Here is an 18,273-nt window from a genome sequence, read left to right on the forward strand (position 1 = left end):
TATTGGTCAGCACTTCGAACGGCAAGATGGAGAGGAGGCATGATCGCGTCAATGGTGCGTGCGGGGACAGGAGGGCACAGGCGATGACGGTGGGCACCTTCTGGCCGGTCGAGGACGTGCTGGCCCATCTGACCGGGACTTGGCGCGTGGAACGCGCCGTGCGGGATCTCGCGAGCGGCGAGGAAGGCTGGTTCAGCGGGACGACGGTGTTCTCGCCGCGGGAGGGCGGCGGGCTGCTGCACCACGAGTCCGGCACGTTCGTGTGGCAGGGTGCGTCCCGCCCCGCCGAGCGGACGCTGCTGTTCCTGCCCGGGACCTCGCCGGGCACCTCGCACGTGCGGTTCGCGGACGGCCGCCCGTTCCACGACCTCGACCTCACGACCGGCCATCACATCGCCGAGCATCCGTGTGCGGCGGACCTCTACCGGGGCGAGTTCACGGTGTACGACGCGGACCGCTGGCGCACGGTGTGGCGGGTCGGCGGGCCCGCGAAGGACCTTGTCCTGACCACCGACTACACGCGCGAAGGCCCGCCCCCGGGAACGTCAGACCCGCTGATGTGACGCGACCTCGAGGCACAGGTTCCAACGCCCCCTGTGACCGGCGAGCGTGATGGTCGACAGGGGGCGGACGTCGATGTTCCAGTATGACGACGGCTGCGCCCTCAGCGCGTAGACCAGGGCTGCCCGCACCACCGAGGGCTCCGCCACCGCGACGATACGGCTGCCGTCCTCCACGGGGCGCGTGTCCAGCCAGCCGCCCACACGGGAGATGAACGCCAGCAGTGACTCACCGCCGTGCGGTGCGGAGCGCGGGTCCGCCAGCCAGAAGTCGACCGCCGAGGGCTCCCGGGCCATCGCCTCGCCCAGCGTGAACCCGCGCCAGCGGCCCATGTCGCAGTCCCGCAGCGCCGGTTGCACCAGCGGCGCGTAACCGAGCGCGTCCCCGGTCGCCCGGCTGCGCGGCGTGGGCGAGCAGTAGCGCAACTCGGCCGCCGCCAGCGGCACCAGGTCCGGGGCGACACGTTGCACCTCGTCCCAGCCGGCCTGGTCCAGCGGCCGGTCGTCCTCGAAGCGCTCCGCGAGCAGCGAGGAGCTGCGCGCGGCGGCGACGAACGTGACCCGAAGATGCATGCGGCGATCGTCGGGTGCGCAAGTGCGCAGGTCAAGAGGGATTACTCAGGAGTTACCAAGGGTGCGCTCGGCGTCACGCACGGACCTCGTTCGACTGTTCGAACCAGTGCACCATCCACTGGTCCGGCCGGTCGAGCGGCTCGAACCCGAGCTTGGCGTAGACCCCGTGCGCATCGTTCGTCGCCAGCAGGACGCGGCGCAGCCCGAGCGGGGCGAGGTGGTCGCGGACGGCGCCGACCAGGGCGGTGCCGATGCCCTTGCCGCGCACCGAACGGTCGACGTAGACATCGCAGAGCCAGGCGAAGGACGCCTCGTCGGTGACCACGCGCGCGTACGCCACCTGCTCGCCCGAAGCGGTGTTGTACACCCCGAAGTTGCGGGAGTTCGCGACCGCGCGCTCGTGTTTCTCCCGGGGCCGGTCCATCGCCCAGTACGCGTCGGTCGCGAGCCAGTGGTGGGTGCGGTCGATGTCGATCCGGGCCGGGTCCGCGGAGAACTCGTAGCCGTCCGGGAGGCGGGGCGCGTCGGTGCTGGCGGTCATGACGGCAGACTCGCAAATCGTCGGTGGTGCTGTCGAACCGTTTCGCTCGCGCGGCGTTGCGCTACCGGGTCCGGAACACCCCGTCGCAGGCCGTGCGCAGACGGCGCACGCCCTCGGTGATCTCCCCCTCACCCGCGGCGGCGGCGAAGCTCAACCGCAGGTGCGGGGCCGGGGGTTCGGCGCTGAAGTACGGGCGGCCGGGGGTGACCGCGACACCCGCGCGCAGTGCCCCCGCGGTGAGGGCGGACTCGTCGGTGCCCTCGGGCAGCCGCACCCACAGGTGGTAGCCCCCGGACGGGATGTGCGGCAGGGCGAGTTCGGGCAGGTGCAGACGCAGGGCCGCGGTCATCGTGTCGCGGCGGTGCTTCAACTCGGCGGCGACGGCGCGCAGATGCCGGGGCCAGGCGGGCGAGCCGACGAGTTCCAGCGCGGCTTCCTGGAGGGGGCGCGGCACGAAGAAGGTGTCGACGATCTGGATGGCGCGCAGCCGCTCCAGGACCGGGCCGCGGGCAGCCAGGGCGCCGACCCGGAAGCTGGGCGAGGTCGCCTTGGTGAGGGAGTTGACGTGCACGACGACACCGTCGGGGTCCTCTGCCGCGAGCGGGGGCGGCAGCGGACCGGCGTCCTCGTGCACCAGCCGGCGGACGAAGTCGTCCTCGATCACGAACGCTCCGGCGTCCCGCGCGATGCGCAGCACCTCGCCTCGGCGTTCCGGGGCGAGGACCGCACCGGTCGGGTTCTGGAACAGCGGCTGGCAGACGACGACACGGGCGCCGGTCGCCCGGAACGCGTCGGCGAGCAGGGCGGGCTTGACCCCGTCCGCGTCGACCGGCACGGGTACGGGCCTCGCGCCGGCCGCACGGGCGATGGCGAGCATGCCGGGATAGGTGGGTGACTCGACCAGGACCGGCGCGCCGGGCGGTGCCAGCGCCCGGAGCGCGGTGGTCAGCGCGGACTGGCCCCCCGCGGTGACCAGCACATCGGCGGCGGTCACCGCGCCGCCGATGCCCCGCGCGAACCACTCGCGCAACTCTGCGACACCCTCGACGGGCGGCCGGGCCCAGACGCCGGGGCGGCGGCCGGCCCGTGACAGGGCCGCGGCCATGGCCCGCTCGGGCTGCAGTGTGGGGTGCAGATAGCCGCCGGTGAACTCGATGACACCGGCGGGCGGGGCGGCCAGCGAGACGACGACTCCGGACGCGTCGACGCTGCGCGGAACGAGTTCGACGGCGGCGTCGGCGCTGAGCGCGACCTCCTGCCACGCGGTGTCCCCCACGGCCGGTGCCGCCGCCTGCGGCTCCGCCCGGAAGGCGCCGGCGCCGGGCCGTGTGATCACCAGCCCCTCGGCGGCCAGTTGGGCGAGCGCGCGCGACACGGTCACCGGACTCACCCGGAACCGCTCCACGAGCGCACGACTGGAGGGCAGCTTCTCCCCGGCAGAGTAGCGGATCAGCTCCCGCCGCAGCCGATTCGCCAGTTCTCCGACACTGCTACTCTCTTGCATGAGGACACAGGATAGCGCTACTGCTCCCACGTCGATAGCAGTCACCGAGGCGGACGCGGCCCGGCACCGTATCGGCACCCTCCAGGCCGCCCTCGGCGTCGTCGCCTTCTCGCTCACCTTTCCCGCCACCGCCTGGGGGCTCGAGGGATTCGGCGCCTGGTCGCTCGTGGCCGCGCGCAGTGTGCTCGCCGCGCTCATCGCCGGCGGGTGCCTGCTCGCACTCCGCGTCCCGGTGCCCGCGCGGGCCCACTGGGCGGGGCTCGCGGTGGTCGCGGCCGGGGTGGTGCTCGGCTTCCCCCTGCTGACCACCCTCGCCCTGAAGACCTCGACCACCGCGCACGCCGCCGTGGTCGTCGGGCTGCTCCCCCTGACCACCGCCCTCCTTTCCGCGCTGCGGGTCCGCACCCGGCCCTCCCGTACCTTCTGGCTCGCCGCCCTCGCCGGTGCCGCCGCCGTCATCGCGTTCACCGTGCAGCAGAGCGGCGGCGCGCTGACCGGCGCGGACGCCTACCTCTTCGGTGCCCTGCTGATCTGCGCCGCCGGCTACACCGAGGGCGGCCGACTGGCCCGGGTCATGCCCGGCTGGCAGGTCATCGGCTGGGCCCTGGTGCTGTGCCTGCCGCTCACCGTGCCCGCCGCTGTCGTGGCGCTGTCGTACGAGCCGGTCCACCTCACCGCACACACGGTGGCCGGGCTGCTGTGGGTGGCGGCCGGGTCGCAGTTCCTCGGGCTGGTCGTCTGGTACCGGGGCATGGCCGGGATCGGCATCCCCAAGGCCAGTCAGTTGCAGTTGGCCCAGCCCCTGCTCACACTGGTGTGGTCGGTACTGCTCCTCGGTGAGCACCTCACCCCGGCCGCACCGCTCACGGCCGCCGCGGTCCTCGTGTGCATCGCGGTCACCCAGCGGGCGCGGGGCTGACCGGGGCGAGGGACGGACCGGGACGTCCGGCGGCACCCGCCGCGGCTCGCGGCCACAGCGAGCCGCCCGAATAACGGACCGATACTCCCGCAACGCGACGAGGAGGGCCCAACAGATGCGCGCAACTGTGGGCGACAAGCTGGTGCAGCACGGCAGAATCGTCGGGCAGCACGACAAGGTCGGCGAGATCGTCGAAGTGATGGGCACGAACGGGAACCCGCCGTACCGCGTCCGCTTCGAGGACGGGCACGAGGGCGTGTGCTCACCCGGCCCGGACACCGAGATCCGCCACAAGGAGGATGCGCGCCGGCCGATGGGACATTAGGGACGGAGTCAGCGCGGAGGCTTCGCCGGCTGCCTGTAGTGATCGGCGACCACCCGCGTCATCGCGCCGGTCGGATCCTCGGCCACGTCCTTGGCGGCGAAGAAGACGTGCCCGCGGGCCTGCGGGTAACGCCTGGCCAGAGTGAGATGCAGGGAGAGTTCGGCCGGGTCCTGCCAGGCGCCGGGCTCGGCCGTGGCACCGGCCTTGTACAGCGCCTCACCCACGTACAGCTGTACGTCCGTGCCCTGGGCCACCGCCGCCCACCAGGGCACGAGTTGCGCGTGGTCGGCGGCGGCGTAGCCGATGTTCCAGTAGATCTTCGGTCAGGTGTACGCGAAGTGACAACGGCGCTACGCTCGCCGCACGCCCGCTACCTGCGCTGGCGCAATACCAATGCCCGCCACCCCGACGTACTCACCGCCCAACGCAAGGAACGCGCCCGCGCGCGTCCGCAGCGAGAAGGGCATCCGCTGGGGCGGACGCCCCCTCAACACCGCAGCCTGACCAACCGCGAACCGCAGCCCCCGAGCGCCGAAGGGGGCAAGTTCAGGAGATGGACAGCGACAGAAGGATGACTCAGGAGGTGGACGGTTCGATCTCCCCCGCAAAGACGATGACCTGGTCGATGAGGCTCCGCCGCAGATGGACGACGTCCGTTCCCGCCAGGCGGGGACCTCCATCCGGCGTGGTGAAGACCCACTGATACCGGGCCCACTCGTCAGGCATGTCCACCGCCGAGCAGCGCACCATCGTGCCGGTCCCCGCCGGGTGGCGCCGGATGTCCAGCACGAACCGCTCGACCGCCGCGATTCCTTCGCTGCGACCCAACGGCCCCCAGAAGACCACGTCTGAGGTCAGAGCCTGGGAGAGCAGGGCAGTCACATAGCTGTCGTCCGAGGCGTTGAACGCGGAGATGAACGTGTCGATCGCGGAGCGTGCAATCTCTTCCTGCATGCCCCAGTAATACCAGCCGTTTCGCGTGCGCTCGTCCCGCGAGCCGCCTTCCGATCACGGTGAACCATCCCGGTCACCGGACGCGGCAGTGACGCCCAGCACGAAGCCGCACGAGCCCGAGACCATGACGATCATCAGCGGACCCGTGAAGCGGGCCAACCAGTCGACTACGCCGCGCATCACGCGTGCCGCCAGGTACGCCACGGACGGGTGATGATCTCCCGGAAGGTGTGATGCGACGGATTCTTGCCGCAGTGCTCCAGTACCCAGCTCTGCCCGTCCGCGAAGTCCTCACTACCGTCCGAGGAGTCATCGCACACCGCGCACTCCATCGCGTACGTGGTCGGCTCCGCGTCCGGCTCACGGTCCGGCGTGAGCGTCCACGTCTCATGACGAATCACCGAGCGCACATTCACCGGCCCCGCACCGCACGTTGGCCGCCCTCACACCCGCGCTCAACCGTTCCTCAGGCGTGGCCGGGCGGATGCGAGCCGAGTCAGCCTCCCACTCACGACCGCCGCCCACCGGGCGCAGCAAGACGTACGGACCGGCCTTGTCCTGGTACTCCCCTACCTTGCGTGTCGCCGGGTCGTACACCAGTGCTCCGCGCTCAGGGACGGCCCTCTCTGTTGTTCTGCCTTGAGTCGCCATGCCAATGACGCTACGTAGCGACGGCAACACACCTCAATGGCATGTTGACGGGGTGTCAGGCGGAAGTGCCACACCGCGTCATGTCGGCACTCATGATTCGAGCGTACGGCGAAGGCAGGGCGGCCGGATATCCGTTCGTCCTTTGGTGGGGTCTCTCGTGCCCGCAAGAGGAGCCCAGGACGGCTTCAACCCTTGCCCCGTCTGACAACGACCTTGATGGAAGCTGCCCCAGACCTTCTCCGGGGCAGCGGAGTAACCTCCCCCGGTTCTGCCCGTTGCTGTCGGGGAACCGCCTCAGCTCCGAACAACGCCCCATATATGTGGGCCTGCTCCTGCTCGCTGTGCTGATCAAGGAACTCGGCAAGCAAGGCATAGGGACCGTGGAGTCCCGTACCGCTGCTGTCCGTCATCGCGGCGCCTTCGCTGGCCGCTGGTAGTGATCGGCAACCACGCGAGCCATCGCGCCGATCCGGTCCTCGGCCACGTCCTTGGCGGCGAAGAAGACGTGCCCGCGCACCTCGGGGTGAGCGTCGGCGAGCGTGAGGTGGCGGGCGAGTTCCGCCGGGTCCTGCCAGGCCGCAGGCTGCGCCGGGTCACCCGCCTTGTACAGAGCTTCGCCGATGTAGAGCAGGGTCCTCGTGCCCTTCGCCACCTCCGACCACCAGGGCACGAGGACTGAATAATTCGCCGGAACCTGCTGGTCAAGCGGTTGTGCCAACCAATACAGCTGAGGGCAGATGTAGTCCAGCCAGCCCGACCTCACCCAGGTCCGGGTGTCCGCGTACAGGTCGTCGTACGTCTGCACCCCCGCCCGGGTGTCCGAGCCGCGGGGGTCGGTACCGGCGTTGCGCCACACCCCGAAGGGGCTGATCCCGAAGCGGGCGGCCGGTCTGGTCTGCCGCACACGGCTCGCGGTCTCGCGCACCAGCAGGTCGATGTTGTCACGGCGCCAGTCGGCCCGGCTCGGGAAGTCGTCGCCGTACTCCTCGTACGCGTCCGCGTCGTCGAAGTCCTCCCCGGCGACGGGGTACGGGTAGAAGTAGTCGTCGAAGTGGACGCCGTCCACCGGGTAGCGGCGTACGGCGTCCAGAATCGCGTCCTCGACGAAGGCCCGGACCTCCGGCAGTCCGGGGTTGTAGTAGAGCTTGCCGCCGTAGGCCACGACCCAGTCGGGGTGCTCGCGGGCCGGGTGCCGGGCGGCGAGCCGGGACACGTCGGTGTGCAGGGCGATCCGGTACGGGTTGAACCAGGCGTGCAGTTGCAGGCCCCGCGCGTGCGCCTCCGTGACGGCCGTGCCGAGCGGGTCCCAGCCGGGGTCCCGCCCCTGGACGCCGGTCAGGTACTGGGACCACGGTTCGTACGGTGAGGGCCACAGGGCGTCGGCCGCGGGGCGCACCTGGAAGAACACCGTGTTCAGCCGGCGCCGAACGGCCGTGTCGAGCAGGGCGCACAGCTCGGCGCGCTGCGCCGACGCCGTCAGGCCGGGACGTGAGGGCCAGTCGCGGTTGGCCACGCAGGCCAGCCACATGCCCCGCATCTCCGCGGCCGCCATACCCCGCGTCTCCCCGGCCGCCGCGCCCCGCGCTGCCGCGGCGGCGCCCCGCGCAGTGACCAGGCTCGCCACCGCGGCCACGGTGAACGCCCGGCGTGACAACCGGCTCATCGGCACACCCCCGTACTCTGCGGACCCGCCTCGTCACGGATCGTTCCGGTGCCCCAGCATGCTCCCACCCGGACGATCGATCATCGATACTTGGGAGTAACGTGCACGATCGGAGCAGGCGACCGGAACCCGATCGGACCTGCCACAGCCGTAGATCAGCGAAAGGGACGATGTGACCGACATCGAACGCGTCGGAGTGGTGGGCTGCGGCCAGATGGGCGCGGGCATCGCCGAGGTGTGCGCCCGCGCCGGACTGGACGTGAAGGTCGCCGAGACCACCGGCGAGGCCCTGGAGATCGGCCGGACCCGCCTGTTCAACTCCCTGTCCAAGGCGGCCGAGCGCGGCAAGATCTCCGAGGAGGAACTGGAGGCGACGCAGGCGCGCCTCACCTTCACCACCGACCTCGGCGAGTTCGCGGACCGCGACCTGGTGATCGAGGCCGTCGTCGAGAACGAGCAGGTGAAGACCGAGATCTTCCAGGTGCTCGACCAGGTGGTGACCCGCCCGGACGCCATCCTCGCCTCCAACACCTCCTCGATCCCACTGGTGAAGCTGGCCGTGGCGACCTCGCGCCCGGACCAGGTGATCGGCATCCACTTCTTCAACCCTGCCCCGGTGCAGAAGCTCGTCGAGCTGATCCCGGCCCTCACCACCTCCGAGGGCACCCTGAGCCGGGCGCAGCTGTTCGCGGAGAAGCTCCTCGGCAAGCACGCCATCCGTGCTCAGGACCGCTCCGGCTTCGTCGTCAACGCACTGCTGGTGCCCTACCTGCTGTCCGCGATCCGGATGTTCGAGTCGGGCATCGCCGGGCGGGAGGACATCGACAACGGCATGGAGATGGGCTGTGCCCACCCGATGGGCCCGCTGAAGCTCGCCGACCTGATCGGTCTTGACACCGTCGTCTCGATCGCCAACTCGATGTACCAGGAGTACAAGGAACCCCTGTACGCCGCTCCCCCGCTGCTGCAGCGGATGGTGGAGGCGGGCCGACTCGGCCGGAAGACCGGCTCCGGCTTCTACACCTACTCCTGATCCCGAGCGTCGAACTTCCGGCTCACGCGGGCCCGGCACCGTCGAACGGTGCCGGGCCCGCGCCGTTCACACGGCGTGTGCGCGCCGTACCCGCATATGCCGCTCGCACACTCTCCTCACGCGCCCACCAGGCGAGTTGACTCAGCATGCGCATGCAAGGGATGTGAGACAACCACGGAAAGGAGCGGACTTGTGACCGCCGATCCCGAGCATCCCGTCGTCCATGGAGAACTCGCAGAGTTACGCCGCCGACTCGACGTGGCCTACGCCCGCGTCGAGGGTGGGCTGGCGCTGCTCAGCCATCGCACCGAGGAGACGGCCAAGGAACTGGACGAACTGCACACCCGCATCATCACGCTGGAACACGCACGTTGGCCACTGCCCGCCGTCGCCGCCCTCACGGCGGTGGGCGCGCTGGTGGTGGCCGTCTGGCAGGCTCTGGGCCACTAGCCCGCCGGCCCCACCCGGGGTCAGGGCAGCGCGTCCTGCCCGAGCCTGAGGTGGTGCAGGAGCAGTAACGCGGCCGCCATGTTGGCGGCCGGGACCTCCCCGCGGGCGACCATGTCGGGGACGAGCTTGAGGGGCACCCATTCCCGACGGTCCGACTCGAAGTCGTCCACGGGGTGCCCGACGTACTCTCCCTCGTCGGCCCAGTAGACATGGTGCCGGGCGTCGGTGAGTCCGTTGGAGGGCTCGACGCTCATGAGATGGCGCAGGGGTCCCGGCCGCCAGCCGGTCTCCTCCTCGAGTTCGCGGGCCGCCGCGTCGGCGATGTCCTCGCCGTCCTCGACGACGCCCGCCGCGAGTTCCCACCCCCAACTGTCGGTGATGAAGCGGTGCCGCCACAGCAGCAGCACCTCGTTGGCGTCGTTGACGACGGTGGCCACGGCGACGGGCCGCAGCCGTATCAGGAAGTGGTCGAGGTGCCGGCCGTCCGGCAACTCGACATCCGCCAAGTTGACGCTGAACCAGCGGTTTTCATACACAGTTTGCTCGTTCTGTTTCGTCCACTGCATGGTTCTGCCACCTTCCGCCGAGTAAGGGGCAATATCGCAGCAGGAGCCTCCTCTCAGCAGGCTCACGGCGGCGCACGTCCGGCGCAGCGGCGAGCGCGGTCGTCCGTGCCGGCGGACGGGGCGCGCCTGAAGGCGGTGGGTGGGGCGGTGACTACAGCGGTACGCGCAGGGCCCCGTCGATGAGTTCGGCGGCCTCGGCGGTTCCGGCGCAGCCGCTGCGGACGAGGTGTTCGCGTACCGCCCTGAGTCTGTCGCGCAGTCGCATGGACTCCATTCCGCGCGCCCGCTCGGCCATCTCGACCGCCGTGGCCACCGCCTTGTCGGCGTTGCCCTGGCGCAGTTCGATCTGGCTGAGGATGGCGAGCCGGTGCACCCGGCCCCGGTCGTGCGCGGGTGTGCCGACGGCGGCCGCGGCGTGCTCCCCGGCCGCGGCCAGGTCACCGAGGCTGAGCAGTGCCTCCGCGACCTGGACGTTGACGAGACCGGGCTGGACGTAGCCGGTCTCGTCCGGTTCGTGGCCGCGCCGGATGCGTTCGGCGGCCGACTCGGCCCGCCGGATGCAGGACAGCGCGCCCGAGGCGTCCCCGAGGTGCGCGTACGCCTTCGCCTGCATCGCGTACAGGTCGGAGGCGAGCGCCGGGGTGATCTGCTTGCCCGCGGCGCGCAGCGCGGCCTCGGCGAAGGCCACGGCCTGCCGGTACTCCTTCATGAACAGCGACTGGTTGACCAGCAGGGCTATGACATAAGCGCCGAGCCCCCGGTCGCCGCTGGCCTTCGCCAGGCGCAGGGCCTGGTGGAAGTAGCGCTGGGCGAGGCCGTGGGCGTCGGAGTCGTACGCGCAGATACCGGCGATCGCCACAAGTCCCCCGGTGGCGCGGTGCAGTTGGCGGCCCATCGCGTCGGTGTAGCCGCCGCGCAGCAGCGGTGCCGTCTCGGCGTTGAGGAAGCCGACGATGCGGGCACGGGTGGCTATGCCGCCCGCCTTGCGGTACATCTGCTCGTAGTGGGCGCGGGCGGCGCGCAGCATCTCGATGTCGGCCGGGGTGACCCGGTGGCGGCCGCCGCGGGAGACGTCCACGTCCTCGGGCGGGTTCTCCCACTCCCACACGGGCATCACGGCGGGGGTGCCGGTCACGGCGGGGGCGCCGAGGATGTGGGGGCGCTGCTGTTCGTCGGAGCGCCACAGGGCGGTGGCCCGCTCGACGAAGCCGGAGAGGCTGGAGCCGTGCGGGGTGGCCGGTTCGCCGGGGACGCCGAGGCCGATGTCGTCGAGGGTCACCGGGCGGTGCAGCCGGGCCGCGAGCACCTCGCAGATCAGGTCGGGCACCTGGCCGCGCGGGCGCTGGCCCTTCAACCACCGTGCCACTGCCGTGTGTTCGTATCGCAGCGCGAGGCCTCGCGCCCGCCCCGCCTGGTTGACGTGCGCGGCCAGTCCCGCGTGGGAGATTCCGGCCTCGTCGAGGATCGCGTCGAGCAGAGTGTTGGGCTGCATGGGTGCACTCCGGTGGCTCGGTTTCGCCAGGGTAGTGCGAACCGCTTCACACGGGGTGTGAACGGAGTGCGCGAATCCGCGCTGTGCGTGCGCTGTCGCGGAGAGTTTCCGGGCGCTTGACTTGAAAACCCTCGCAAGAGGCCGGCCGGGCCGTCGGCTCCCCCTCGTACAGTGCGGCGGCCCGCTCCACGCCGTCCGACCGGTTGCCTGCCCGACACTCCGCGGCCGGCGGACGGCGTGGCCGTGCCAGGCGCGTGGCTGGAAGCGCCGGGTGACAGCGGCTCGTGCGCCGGGTGCGGGCTCGTCGTGGTTTCTCGCGCACACGCGGCGGAACCGCATGATGTCGCGGCCCCGCGCCCGTGAAGAGCGCGGGGCCGTATCGATATGCGGCTCCGCCGCGTGAGCGACCGGCCACGGACGAGCCGCAGCCGGCGCATCACCCCCGTTCCCCGACGCTCCAGCGGAACTAACTCCGCAGCACCGCACCCGTGCGCTCAGCGGCCAGCGCGATCGCCGCGTCGCGCGCGGCGGACGCCTCGTCCACCGTGAGCGTCCGGTCGGCCGCGCGGAAGCGCAACGCGTACGCCAGCGACTTGCGGCCCTCGCCGAGCTGCTCGTCGTTCTCGTAGACGTCGAACAGCCGGATGGACTCGAGGAGTTCGCCGGCGCCCTCGCGCAGCGCGGCCTCGACCTCCGCCTGCGGCACCGGCTTGTCGACGACGAGCGCGACGTCCTGCGTGGCGACCGGGAAGGTGGAGATGCCGGGCGCCTGCGGGGTGCCGTCGCCGACCGCCTCCAGCGCGTCCAGGTTCAGCTCCATCGCACAGGTGCGCTCGGGCAGACCGAGCGCCTTCAGGACACGCGGGTGCAGCTCGCCCGCGTGACCCACGACCTGCTCCGCCCCGTCGGCGGCGATGACCAGCTCGGCGCAGCGGCCCGGGTGCCACGGCCCGTACCGGCCCTTGCGGACGATCAGCTCGACCCCGGCCTCATGGGCCACGGTCCGGGCGGCCTCCACCGCGTCGGCCCAGTCGGCCGGGCGGCCCTTGCCCCACCAGCCGTCCTGTTCCCGGGCGCCCGCGAGGACGACGGCCACATGGCGCGGCTGCTCGGGCAGCACCGCGTTCAGCGCGGCGATCTCCTCGTCGGTGGGACGCCGGTCGACCGGCAGATGGGCGGCCACACGACGCTCCTCACGCGGGTGGAACACCAGCCCGGTCTCGAACAGCGCCAGGTCGTGCGAGCCACGGCCGTCGTTGCGGCGCAGCGCACCCAGCAGCCCCGGCAGCAGCGTCGTGCGGAGCGCGGGCTCCTCGTCGCTGAGCGGGTTGACCAGCTTGACGACGCGGCGGGCCGGGTCGTCGGCCTCCAGAGCGAACTGGTCGAAGACCTGCTCGCTGAGGAACGGGTAGTTCGGCGCCTCGACATAGCCGGCCCCGGCCAGCGCCCGGCCGACGCGGCGGTGCAGCCGCTGCCGGCGGGTCAGCCCGCGCCCGGAGGGGGGCTTGGGCAGCGTGGAGGGCAGGTTCTCGTAGCCCTCCAGCCGGATGACCTCCTCGGCCAGGTCGTTCTGGGCGTCGAGGTCGGGCCGCCAGGACGGCACGGTGACGATCAGCTCGTCCTGCCCGTACACGTCGCAGCCGACCTCCTGGAGCCTGCGTACGACGGTCTCGCGGCCGTAGTGGACGCCCGCGACCTTTTCCGGGTGGTCGGCGGGCATGGCGATGGTGTGCGGCGCGGACGGCGCGATGATCTCGGTGACGCCCGCGTCGGCGGTACCGCCCGCGAGCAGCACCAGCAGGTCCACCGTGCGCTGCGCGGCGGCGGCCGCGGCCAGCGGGTCGACGCCGCGCTCGAAGCGGCGGGACGCCTCCGAGGAGAGCTTGTGCCGACGGGCCGTACGTGCGATGGACACCGCGTTGAAGTGCGCGGCCTCGATCACGATCTCGGTGGTGGCGTTCTCCACGTCGTCGTGGTCCGCGATCTCGGTGTTGGCGCCGCCCATGACACCGGCGAGGCCGATCGGGCCCCGGTCGTCGGTGATCACGAGGTCCTCGGCGTGCAGGGCGCGCGTCACGCCGTCGAGGGTGGTGAACTTCTCGCCCTCCTCGGCGCGGCGCACGCCGATGGTGCCCTGGACCAGCTTGCGGTCGTAGGCGTGCAGCGGCTGGCCGATCTCCATCATCACGTAGTTGGTGATGTCGACGGCGAGCGAGATCGGGCGCATGCCGACCTTCTGCAGTCGGCGCTGCAGCCAGATCGGGGAGCGGGCCTCGGGGTCGACTCCGGTCACCGTGCGGGCGGTGAAGCGGTCGCAGCCGAGCGGCTCGGAGATCTTCACCGGGTGGCCGAACGCGTTCGGGGCCGGTACGTCGAGCAGGGCCGGGTCGCGCAGCGGCAGGCCGTAGGCGATGGCGGTCTCGCGGGCTACACCGCGGATCGACAGGCAGTCGCCGCGGTTGGCGGTGACGGCGATGTCGAGCACCTCGTCGACGAGCTCGAGCAGCTCGATGGCGTCCTTGCCCACCTCGGTGGCGGGCGGCAGCACGATGATGCCCTTGGTGCCGTCGTCGCCCATGTTCAGCTCGTCGCTGGAGCAGATCATGCCGCGGGACATCCGGCCGTACGTCTTGCGCTCGGCGATCGCGAAGTCGCCGGGCAGCACGGCGCCGGGGAGGGCCACCACGACCTTGTCGCCGACGGCGAAGTTGCGGGCGCCGCAGACGATCTCCTGGGGCTCGCCGGTGCCGTTGGCCTGGCCGACGTCGACGGTGCAGTAGCGGATCGGCTTCTTGAAGCCCTCCAGTTCCTCGATGGTCAGCACCTGGCCCACGACCAGCGGACCCTTGAGGTCGGCGCCGAGCTGCTCGACGGTCTCGACCTCCAGGCCGGCCGAAATGAGCTTGGCCTGGACGTCGCGCCCGGTCTCAGTCGCCGGCAGGTCGACGTACTCCCGCAGCCAAGAAAGCGGGACCCGCATCAGATCTCCATCCCGAACGGCCGGGTGAACCGGACGTCACCTTCGACCATGTCTCGCATGTCCTCGACGTTGTGGCGGAACATAAGCATCCGCTCGATGCCGAACCCGAAGGCGAAGCCGCTGTACTTCTCCGGGTCGACGCCACAGGCAATGAGCACCCGCGGGTTGACCATGCCGCAGCCGCCGAGCTCGATCCAGCCCTCGGAGGAGCACGTACGGCAGGGCCGGTCGGGGTTGCCGACGGACTCGCCCTTGCAGACGTAGCAGAGCATGTCCATCTCGGCGGACGGCTCGGTGAAGGGGAAGAAGTTCGGCCGCAGCCGGGTCTTCATGCCCTCGCCGAACAGGGACTGGACCATGTGGTCCAGCGTGCCCTTGAGGTCCGCCATGGTCAGGCCCTCGTCGATGGCGAGCAGCTCGACCTGGTGAAAGACGGGGGTGTGGGTGGCGTCCAGCTCGTCGGTGCGGTACACGCGGCCGGGGCAGATCACGTAGACCGGCAGCTCACGGTCGAGCAGGGAGCGGATCTGCACGGGCGAGGTGTGGGTGCGCAGCACGACACCGGACTCGGAGCCGCCGTCGGGCGCCTGCACGAAGAAGGTGTCGGCCTCGCCTCGCGCCGGGTGGTCCGGGCCGATGTTGAGGGCGTCGAAGTTGAACCACTCGGCCTCGACCTCGGGGCCCTCGGCGACCTCGTAGCCCATGGCCACGAAGATGTCCTCGATGCGCTCCGAGAGCGTGGTCAGCGGGTGCCGGGCGCCGGCCGGGACGCGGTCGTGGGGCAGGGTGACGTCCACGTCCTCCTCGATGAGCACGCGGGCGTCCCGCTCGGCCTCCAGCTCGGCCTGGCGGGCGGTGAGGGCCTTGTTCACGGCGCCGCGGGCCTGTCCCACGCGCTTGCCGGCGTCGGCCTTGGCGTGCGGGGGCAGGGCGCCGATCTCGCGGTTGGCGAGGGCCAGCGGCGAGGTGGGGCCGGTGTGGGCGACCTTGGCCTCGTGGAGCGCGTCGAGGGAGTCCGCGGCGGCGAAGGCGGCGAGCGCCTCGTCCCGCATGCGCTCGATCTCTTCCGGTTTCAAGGCCTCGACCTCGACAGGGTCGTACGACTTATTGGGTGCCGACATCTCTTCCCGTGCTTCCGATTGGCTGGCTGACGGTCCCCGTCACCGACTCGTGGACGAGTCGTCTGTCGGATATTGGGACGCAAAGGTGCCAATGGCCGAGTCTAACGGGGCTGAGGAATGCGAATGCGCCCGTGGGTTGCTCAGGCCAGGCAGGCCGGTGCCCCCACGGGCAACGTAAATCGGAACTCGGCGCCGCCGCCGCGGGCGCGGCCGACCGTGATGGTGCCGCCGTGGGCCTCGACGATGCCCTTGACGATGTAGAGCCCGAGGCCCGTGCCGCCGCGCTTGCTGCCCCGCCAGAAGCGGGTGAAGACGCGGTTCATGGACTCCTCCGGGATGCCGGGGCCCTCGTCGCTCACCGTGACCGACGTGCCGGCGTCGTCCCCTTCCCGGGGCGACACCGAGGGCGTGATGTCGATCGTGACGGTTCCCTCGCCGTGGCGCACGGCATTTTCCAGGAGGTTGCTGAGCACCTGGTCGATCTTGTCGGGGTCGGCCCACAGGGCGGGCAGCGGCTGCTCGATGCGCAGCAGGAAGCGGTCGGCGGGCTGGCCCGCGGCGACGTACGCCTGGATGTGCCGTCCGACGGCCGCCCCTATGTCGACGGGCTGGCGGCGCACCTCCAGCCGCCCGGAGTCGATCCGGGAGATGTCGAGCAGTTCGGCGATCAGCCGTGTGACCCGGTCGGCGTCGGCGTCGACGGTCTCCAGCATGAGCCGCTTCTGGTCGTCGGTGAAGCGTTCCCACTTGGCGAGGAGGGTGGCGGTGAAGCCCTTCACGGAGGTGAGCGGTGAGCGCAGTTCGTGGGCCACGGTCGCGATCAGCTCGGCGTGGCTGCGTTCGGTACGGCGGCGGGCCTCGGTGTCGCGCAGGGTGACGACGACGCGGCGGATGGGCCCGGTGGGGTGGGTGCGCACATAACGCGCGGACACGAGGACCTCACGTCCCCCGGGCAGCAGGAGGTTGCGTTCCGGCTGCCGTACGCGGATCGCGAGCCCCCCGTAGGGGTCGGTCAGCTGCCACCAGCGCCGCCCCTCCAGGTCTTCCAACGGCAGGGCCTTGTCGAGCCGCTGTCCGAGAGCAGCGGCGGCGCGGACGGCGGTGATGCGTTCGGCGGCGGCGTTGAAGCAGATGACGCGCCCGTGTTCGTCGGCGACGACGAGTCCGTCGGGGAGTTCGTCCGGGTCGATGCCGAGCTCGACGAGATCGCCGCGCCGGGGCCCGGGGGCGCGGTCCGCGTCCCGTGCCTGCGGTGCTCTGCTCGTGCCGACCCTCATCCCCGTACCCCACCTCTCGTCAGGCCGTGGGCCCCGAGCCCGCCACCCTACTAGCCGTGAGTGACGGAGCGGCACCCTCCGGGGGCGCGCTGTGCACGGGCGGACGCATAGAGACATACGGCCGCGGCGGTCGCGAGGTTCAGGCTCTCGGCCCTTCCGTGGATGGGCACCCGGACGACGGCGTCGGCCAGCTCCCGCGTCTCCTCCGGAAGCCCCCAGGCCTCGTTGCCGAACACCCAGGCGGTGGGCACGCCCATGGTGCCCTTGTCGAGCTCCTCGTCGAGGTCGTGGTCGCCCGCGCCGTCGGCGGCGAGGATGCGTACGCCGGCGTCCTTGAGCCCGGCCACGGCCCGCTCCACGGGGACGCCGACGGCGACCGGCAGGTGGAAGAGCGAGCCGACGGAGGCGCGGACGGCCTTGGGGTTGTACAGGTCGACGGAGGCGTCGGTGAGCACGACGGCCTCGGCACCGGCGGCGTCGGCGCAGCGCAGGACGGTGCCGGCGTTGCCCGGGTCGCGCACATGGGCGAGCACGGCGACGAGGCGGGGGCGGGTCTTGAGGATCGCCTCGAAGTCGGTGTCCAGGAACCGGCAGATCCCGACCAGGCCCTGCGGGGTGACGGTGGTGGAGATGTCGGCGATCACCTGCTCGGTGGCGAGGTGGACGCGGGCGCCGGCGTCTCGGGCCGCCCCCACGATGTCTGCGTACCGCTCCGCGGCGTCCGGGGTGGCGAACAGCTCGACGAGGGTCGCCGTGCCCCCGCCCCGGTGCCCCGCGGCCTCCCGCACGGCCTGCGGCCCCTCCGCGAGAAACAGCCGCTCCTTGCCCCGGAAGTTCCGCTTCGCCAGCCGCCGCGCGGCGCTGACGCGGGGGGAACGGGGGGAGATGAGCTCGGGGGTGGCGGGGGCCATGCGGTTCACCTTCGGGGTCAAGGGGTGTGTGCAACCTCTATCCGCCACGGCGCTCAGCGGCAGCGACGGGTCTCGGCGGTGCCGAACTGTCCGTTGCGACGCGCAGCGTGTCGTGCCGTACCGCAGGGGGCTGTCGCTCACCGGCGCCGGCAGGGGTGCTTCCCCCGAGCTCTTCGAGCGGGGGGGCACCCCCGGCGCCCACCCGTGCCGCCCCAGCGGCACGGGTGGGCGCAGCTCGGCTGCGACCGGCTGCCGCGGCTGCGGCTGCGGCTGCGGCTGCGGCTGCGGCTGCGCAGACGCAACCGGACCCGCAGACCGTCCTAAGCCTGCGGGCCCGGTTCACATCCGGCTAGAGCCGGCGCAGCGTCACGCCGCCTTCGGCGCGTTCACGTCCGCCGGCAGCGCCTTCTGCGCGGCCTCGACGAGCGCGGCGAACGCGTTCGCGTCGTTGACCGCCAGCTCGGCCAGGATCTTGCGGTCGACCTCGATGTTCGCGGCCTTCAGACCCTGGATGAAGCGGTTGTAGGTGATGCCGTTGGCGCGGGCAGCGGCGTTGATGCGCTGGATCCACAGCTGACGGAAGTCGCCCTTGCGCTTCTTGCGGTCGTTGTAGTTGTAGACCAGCGAGTGGGTGACCTGCTCCTTGGCCTTGCGGTACAGGCGCGAACGCTGACCGCGGTAGCCGGAGGCCTGCTCGAGGATCGCCCGGCGCTTCTTGTGGGCGTTGACTGCCCGCTTGACGCGTGCCACTTG

General features: G+C 71.4%; 19 protein-coding genes and 2 pseudogenes. 6 read left to right on the plus strand and 15 right to left on the minus strand.

The window, feature by feature from the left end; all coding sequences use genetic code 11:
- Positions 1-89 precede the first annotated feature (89 nt).
- Positions 90-563 (plus strand): DUF6314 family protein, encoded by a 474-nt coding sequence (locus ACFYZJ_RS23105; protein ID WP_388571213.1) that lies wholly within the window; start codon positions 90-92, stop codon positions 561-563.
- Here ACFYZJ_RS23105 and ACFYZJ_RS23110 read toward each other — a convergent pair.
- From ACFYZJ_RS23110 to ACFYZJ_RS23120, 3 genes are all read right to left on the minus strand, one after another.
- A complete protein-coding gene (locus tag ACFYZJ_RS23110) occupies positions 546-1,133 on the minus strand; it encodes a histidine phosphatase family protein (protein ID WP_388570887.1) in 588 nt (195 codons plus the stop codon). The two genes, ACFYZJ_RS23105 and ACFYZJ_RS23110, sit on opposite strands and share 18 nt — an antisense overlap.
- A 73-nt stretch (positions 1,134-1,206) precedes the next feature.
- Positions 1,207-1,674 carry a GNAT family N-acetyltransferase gene (locus ACFYZJ_RS23115; protein ID WP_388570889.1) on the minus strand — a complete coding sequence of 156 codons (468 nt, stop codon included), beginning with the start codon at positions 1,672-1,674 and terminating at the stop codon, positions 1,207-1,209.
- 61 nt (positions 1,675-1,735) lie between these two features.
- Positions 1,736-3,178 carry a PLP-dependent aminotransferase family protein gene (locus ACFYZJ_RS23120; RefSeq protein ID WP_388570890.1) on the minus strand — a complete coding sequence of 481 codons (1,443 nt, stop codon included), beginning with the start codon at positions 3,176-3,178 and terminating at the stop codon, positions 1,736-1,738.
- On the opposite strand from ACFYZJ_RS23120, the gene ACFYZJ_RS23125 reads away from it, so the two are divergent.
- The gene (locus ACFYZJ_RS23125) at positions 3,177-4,097 is read left to right on the plus strand and encodes a DMT family transporter (protein WP_388570891.1); all 921 of its coding nucleotides are present in this window, start codon (positions 3,177-3,179) and stop codon (positions 4,095-4,097) included. The genes ACFYZJ_RS23120 and ACFYZJ_RS23125 overlap by 2 nt on opposite strands.
- Positions 4,098-4,212: 115 nt before the next feature.
- Complete coding sequence (locus ACFYZJ_RS23130) at positions 4,213-4,422, plus strand: DUF1918 domain-containing protein (RefSeq protein ID WP_388570892.1); 210 nt, start codon at positions 4,213-4,215, stop codon at positions 4,420-4,422.
- 8 nt (positions 4,423-4,430) lie between these two features.
- Here ACFYZJ_RS23130 and ACFYZJ_RS23135 read toward each other — a convergent pair.
- Positions 4,431-4,745 (minus strand): annotated as a pseudogene (locus ACFYZJ_RS23135) (hypothetical protein); the annotation flags it as partial.
- Positions 4,746-4,775: 30 nt separating this feature from the next.
- Here ACFYZJ_RS23135 and ACFYZJ_RS23140 point away from each other — a divergent pair.
- Positions 4,776-4,926 (plus strand): annotated as a pseudogene (locus ACFYZJ_RS23140) (IS630 family transposase); the annotation flags it as partial.
- 72 nt (positions 4,927-4,998) lie between these two features.
- Here ACFYZJ_RS23140 and ACFYZJ_RS23145 read toward each other — a convergent pair.
- The 4 genes from ACFYZJ_RS23145 to ACFYZJ_RS23160 all read right to left on the minus strand — a co-directional run bounded on the left by ACFYZJ_RS23145 (position 4,999) and on the right by ACFYZJ_RS23160 (position 7,690).
- Positions 4,999-5,376, minus strand: coding sequence for a nuclear transport factor 2 family protein (locus ACFYZJ_RS23145; RefSeq protein ID WP_388570893.1), 378 nt, complete (start codon positions 5,374-5,376; stop codon positions 4,999-5,001).
- Positions 5,377-5,430: 54 nt separating this feature from the next.
- Positions 5,431-5,580, minus strand: a complete 150-nt coding sequence (locus ACFYZJ_RS23150; protein WP_388571242.1) for a hypothetical protein — start codon at positions 5,578-5,580, stop codon at positions 5,431-5,433.
- Positions 5,556-5,777, minus strand: a complete 222-nt coding sequence (locus tag ACFYZJ_RS23155; protein ID WP_388570894.1) for a hypothetical protein — start codon at positions 5,775-5,777, stop codon at positions 5,556-5,558. The genes ACFYZJ_RS23150 and ACFYZJ_RS23155 overlap by 25 nt, the downstream gene beginning before the upstream one ends.
- Positions 5,778-6,433: 656 nt before the next feature.
- On the minus strand, positions 6,434-7,690 hold the full coding sequence (locus ACFYZJ_RS23160; RefSeq protein WP_388570895.1) for a glycoside hydrolase family 10 protein: 1,257 nt from the start codon (positions 7,688-7,690) through the stop codon (positions 6,434-6,436).
- 172 nt (positions 7,691-7,862) lie between these two features.
- Here ACFYZJ_RS23160 and ACFYZJ_RS23165 point away from each other — a divergent pair, with 172 nt between their 5' ends.
- Together ACFYZJ_RS23165 and ACFYZJ_RS23170 are read left to right on the plus strand one after the other, a co-directional pair.
- On the plus strand, positions 7,863-8,723 hold the full coding sequence (locus tag ACFYZJ_RS23165) for a 3-hydroxybutyryl-CoA dehydrogenase (RefSeq protein ID WP_388570896.1): 861 nt from the start codon (positions 7,863-7,865) through the stop codon (positions 8,721-8,723).
- A 192-nt stretch (positions 8,724-8,915) separates the two neighbouring features.
- Positions 8,916-9,173 (plus strand): hypothetical protein, encoded by a 258-nt coding sequence (locus tag ACFYZJ_RS23170; RefSeq protein ID WP_388570898.1) that lies wholly within the window; start codon positions 8,916-8,918, stop codon positions 9,171-9,173.
- Positions 9,174-9,193: 20 nt separating this feature from the next.
- Here ACFYZJ_RS23170 and ACFYZJ_RS23175 read toward each other — a convergent pair whose 3' ends face one another.
- From ACFYZJ_RS23175 to rplT, 7 genes are all read right to left on the minus strand, one after another.
- Positions 9,194-9,739, minus strand: a complete 546-nt coding sequence (locus ACFYZJ_RS23175; RefSeq protein ID WP_388570899.1) for an NUDIX hydrolase — start codon at positions 9,737-9,739, stop codon at positions 9,194-9,196.
- Between the two features lie 151 nt (positions 9,740-9,890).
- Positions 9,891-11,231 carry a transcriptional regulator gene (locus ACFYZJ_RS23180; protein ID WP_388570901.1) on the minus strand — a complete coding sequence of 447 codons (1,341 nt, stop codon included), beginning with the start codon at positions 11,229-11,231 and terminating at the stop codon, positions 9,891-9,893.
- Positions 11,232-11,697: 466 nt separating this feature from the next.
- Positions 11,698-14,211: a phenylalanine--tRNA ligase subunit beta gene (gene pheT / locus ACFYZJ_RS23185; RefSeq protein ID WP_388570902.1), complete on the minus strand. Its 2,514-nt coding sequence runs from the start codon at positions 14,209-14,211 to the stop codon at positions 11,698-11,700.
- Positions 14,211-15,332, minus strand: coding sequence for a phenylalanine--tRNA ligase subunit alpha (pheS, locus tag ACFYZJ_RS23190; protein WP_388570903.1), 1,122 nt, complete (start codon positions 15,330-15,332; stop codon positions 14,211-14,213). The genes pheT and pheS overlap by 1 nt, the downstream gene beginning before the upstream one ends.
- Positions 15,333-15,472: 140 nt before the next feature.
- The gene (locus ACFYZJ_RS23195) at positions 15,473-16,609 is read right to left on the minus strand and encodes an ATP-binding protein (RefSeq protein ID WP_388570905.1); all 1,137 of its coding nucleotides are present in this window, start codon (positions 16,607-16,609) and stop codon (positions 15,473-15,475) included.
- A gap of 50 nt (positions 16,610-16,659) precedes the next feature.
- Positions 16,660-17,520, minus strand: a complete 861-nt coding sequence (locus ACFYZJ_RS23200) for a TrmH family RNA methyltransferase (RefSeq protein ID WP_388570906.1) — start codon at positions 17,518-17,520, stop codon at positions 16,660-16,662.
- Positions 17,521-17,886: 366 nt separating this feature from the next.
- Positions 17,887-18,270, minus strand: a complete 384-nt coding sequence (rplT, locus tag ACFYZJ_RS23205) for a 50S ribosomal protein L20 (protein WP_388570908.1) — start codon at positions 18,268-18,270, stop codon at positions 17,887-17,889.
- Between the last annotated feature and the right edge of the window lie 3 nt (positions 18,271-18,273).

This window comes from Streptomyces sp. NPDC001848, assembly GCF_042891915.1.
Classification (GTDB): Bacteria; Actinomycetota; Actinomycetes; order Streptomycetales; family Streptomycetaceae; genus Streptomyces.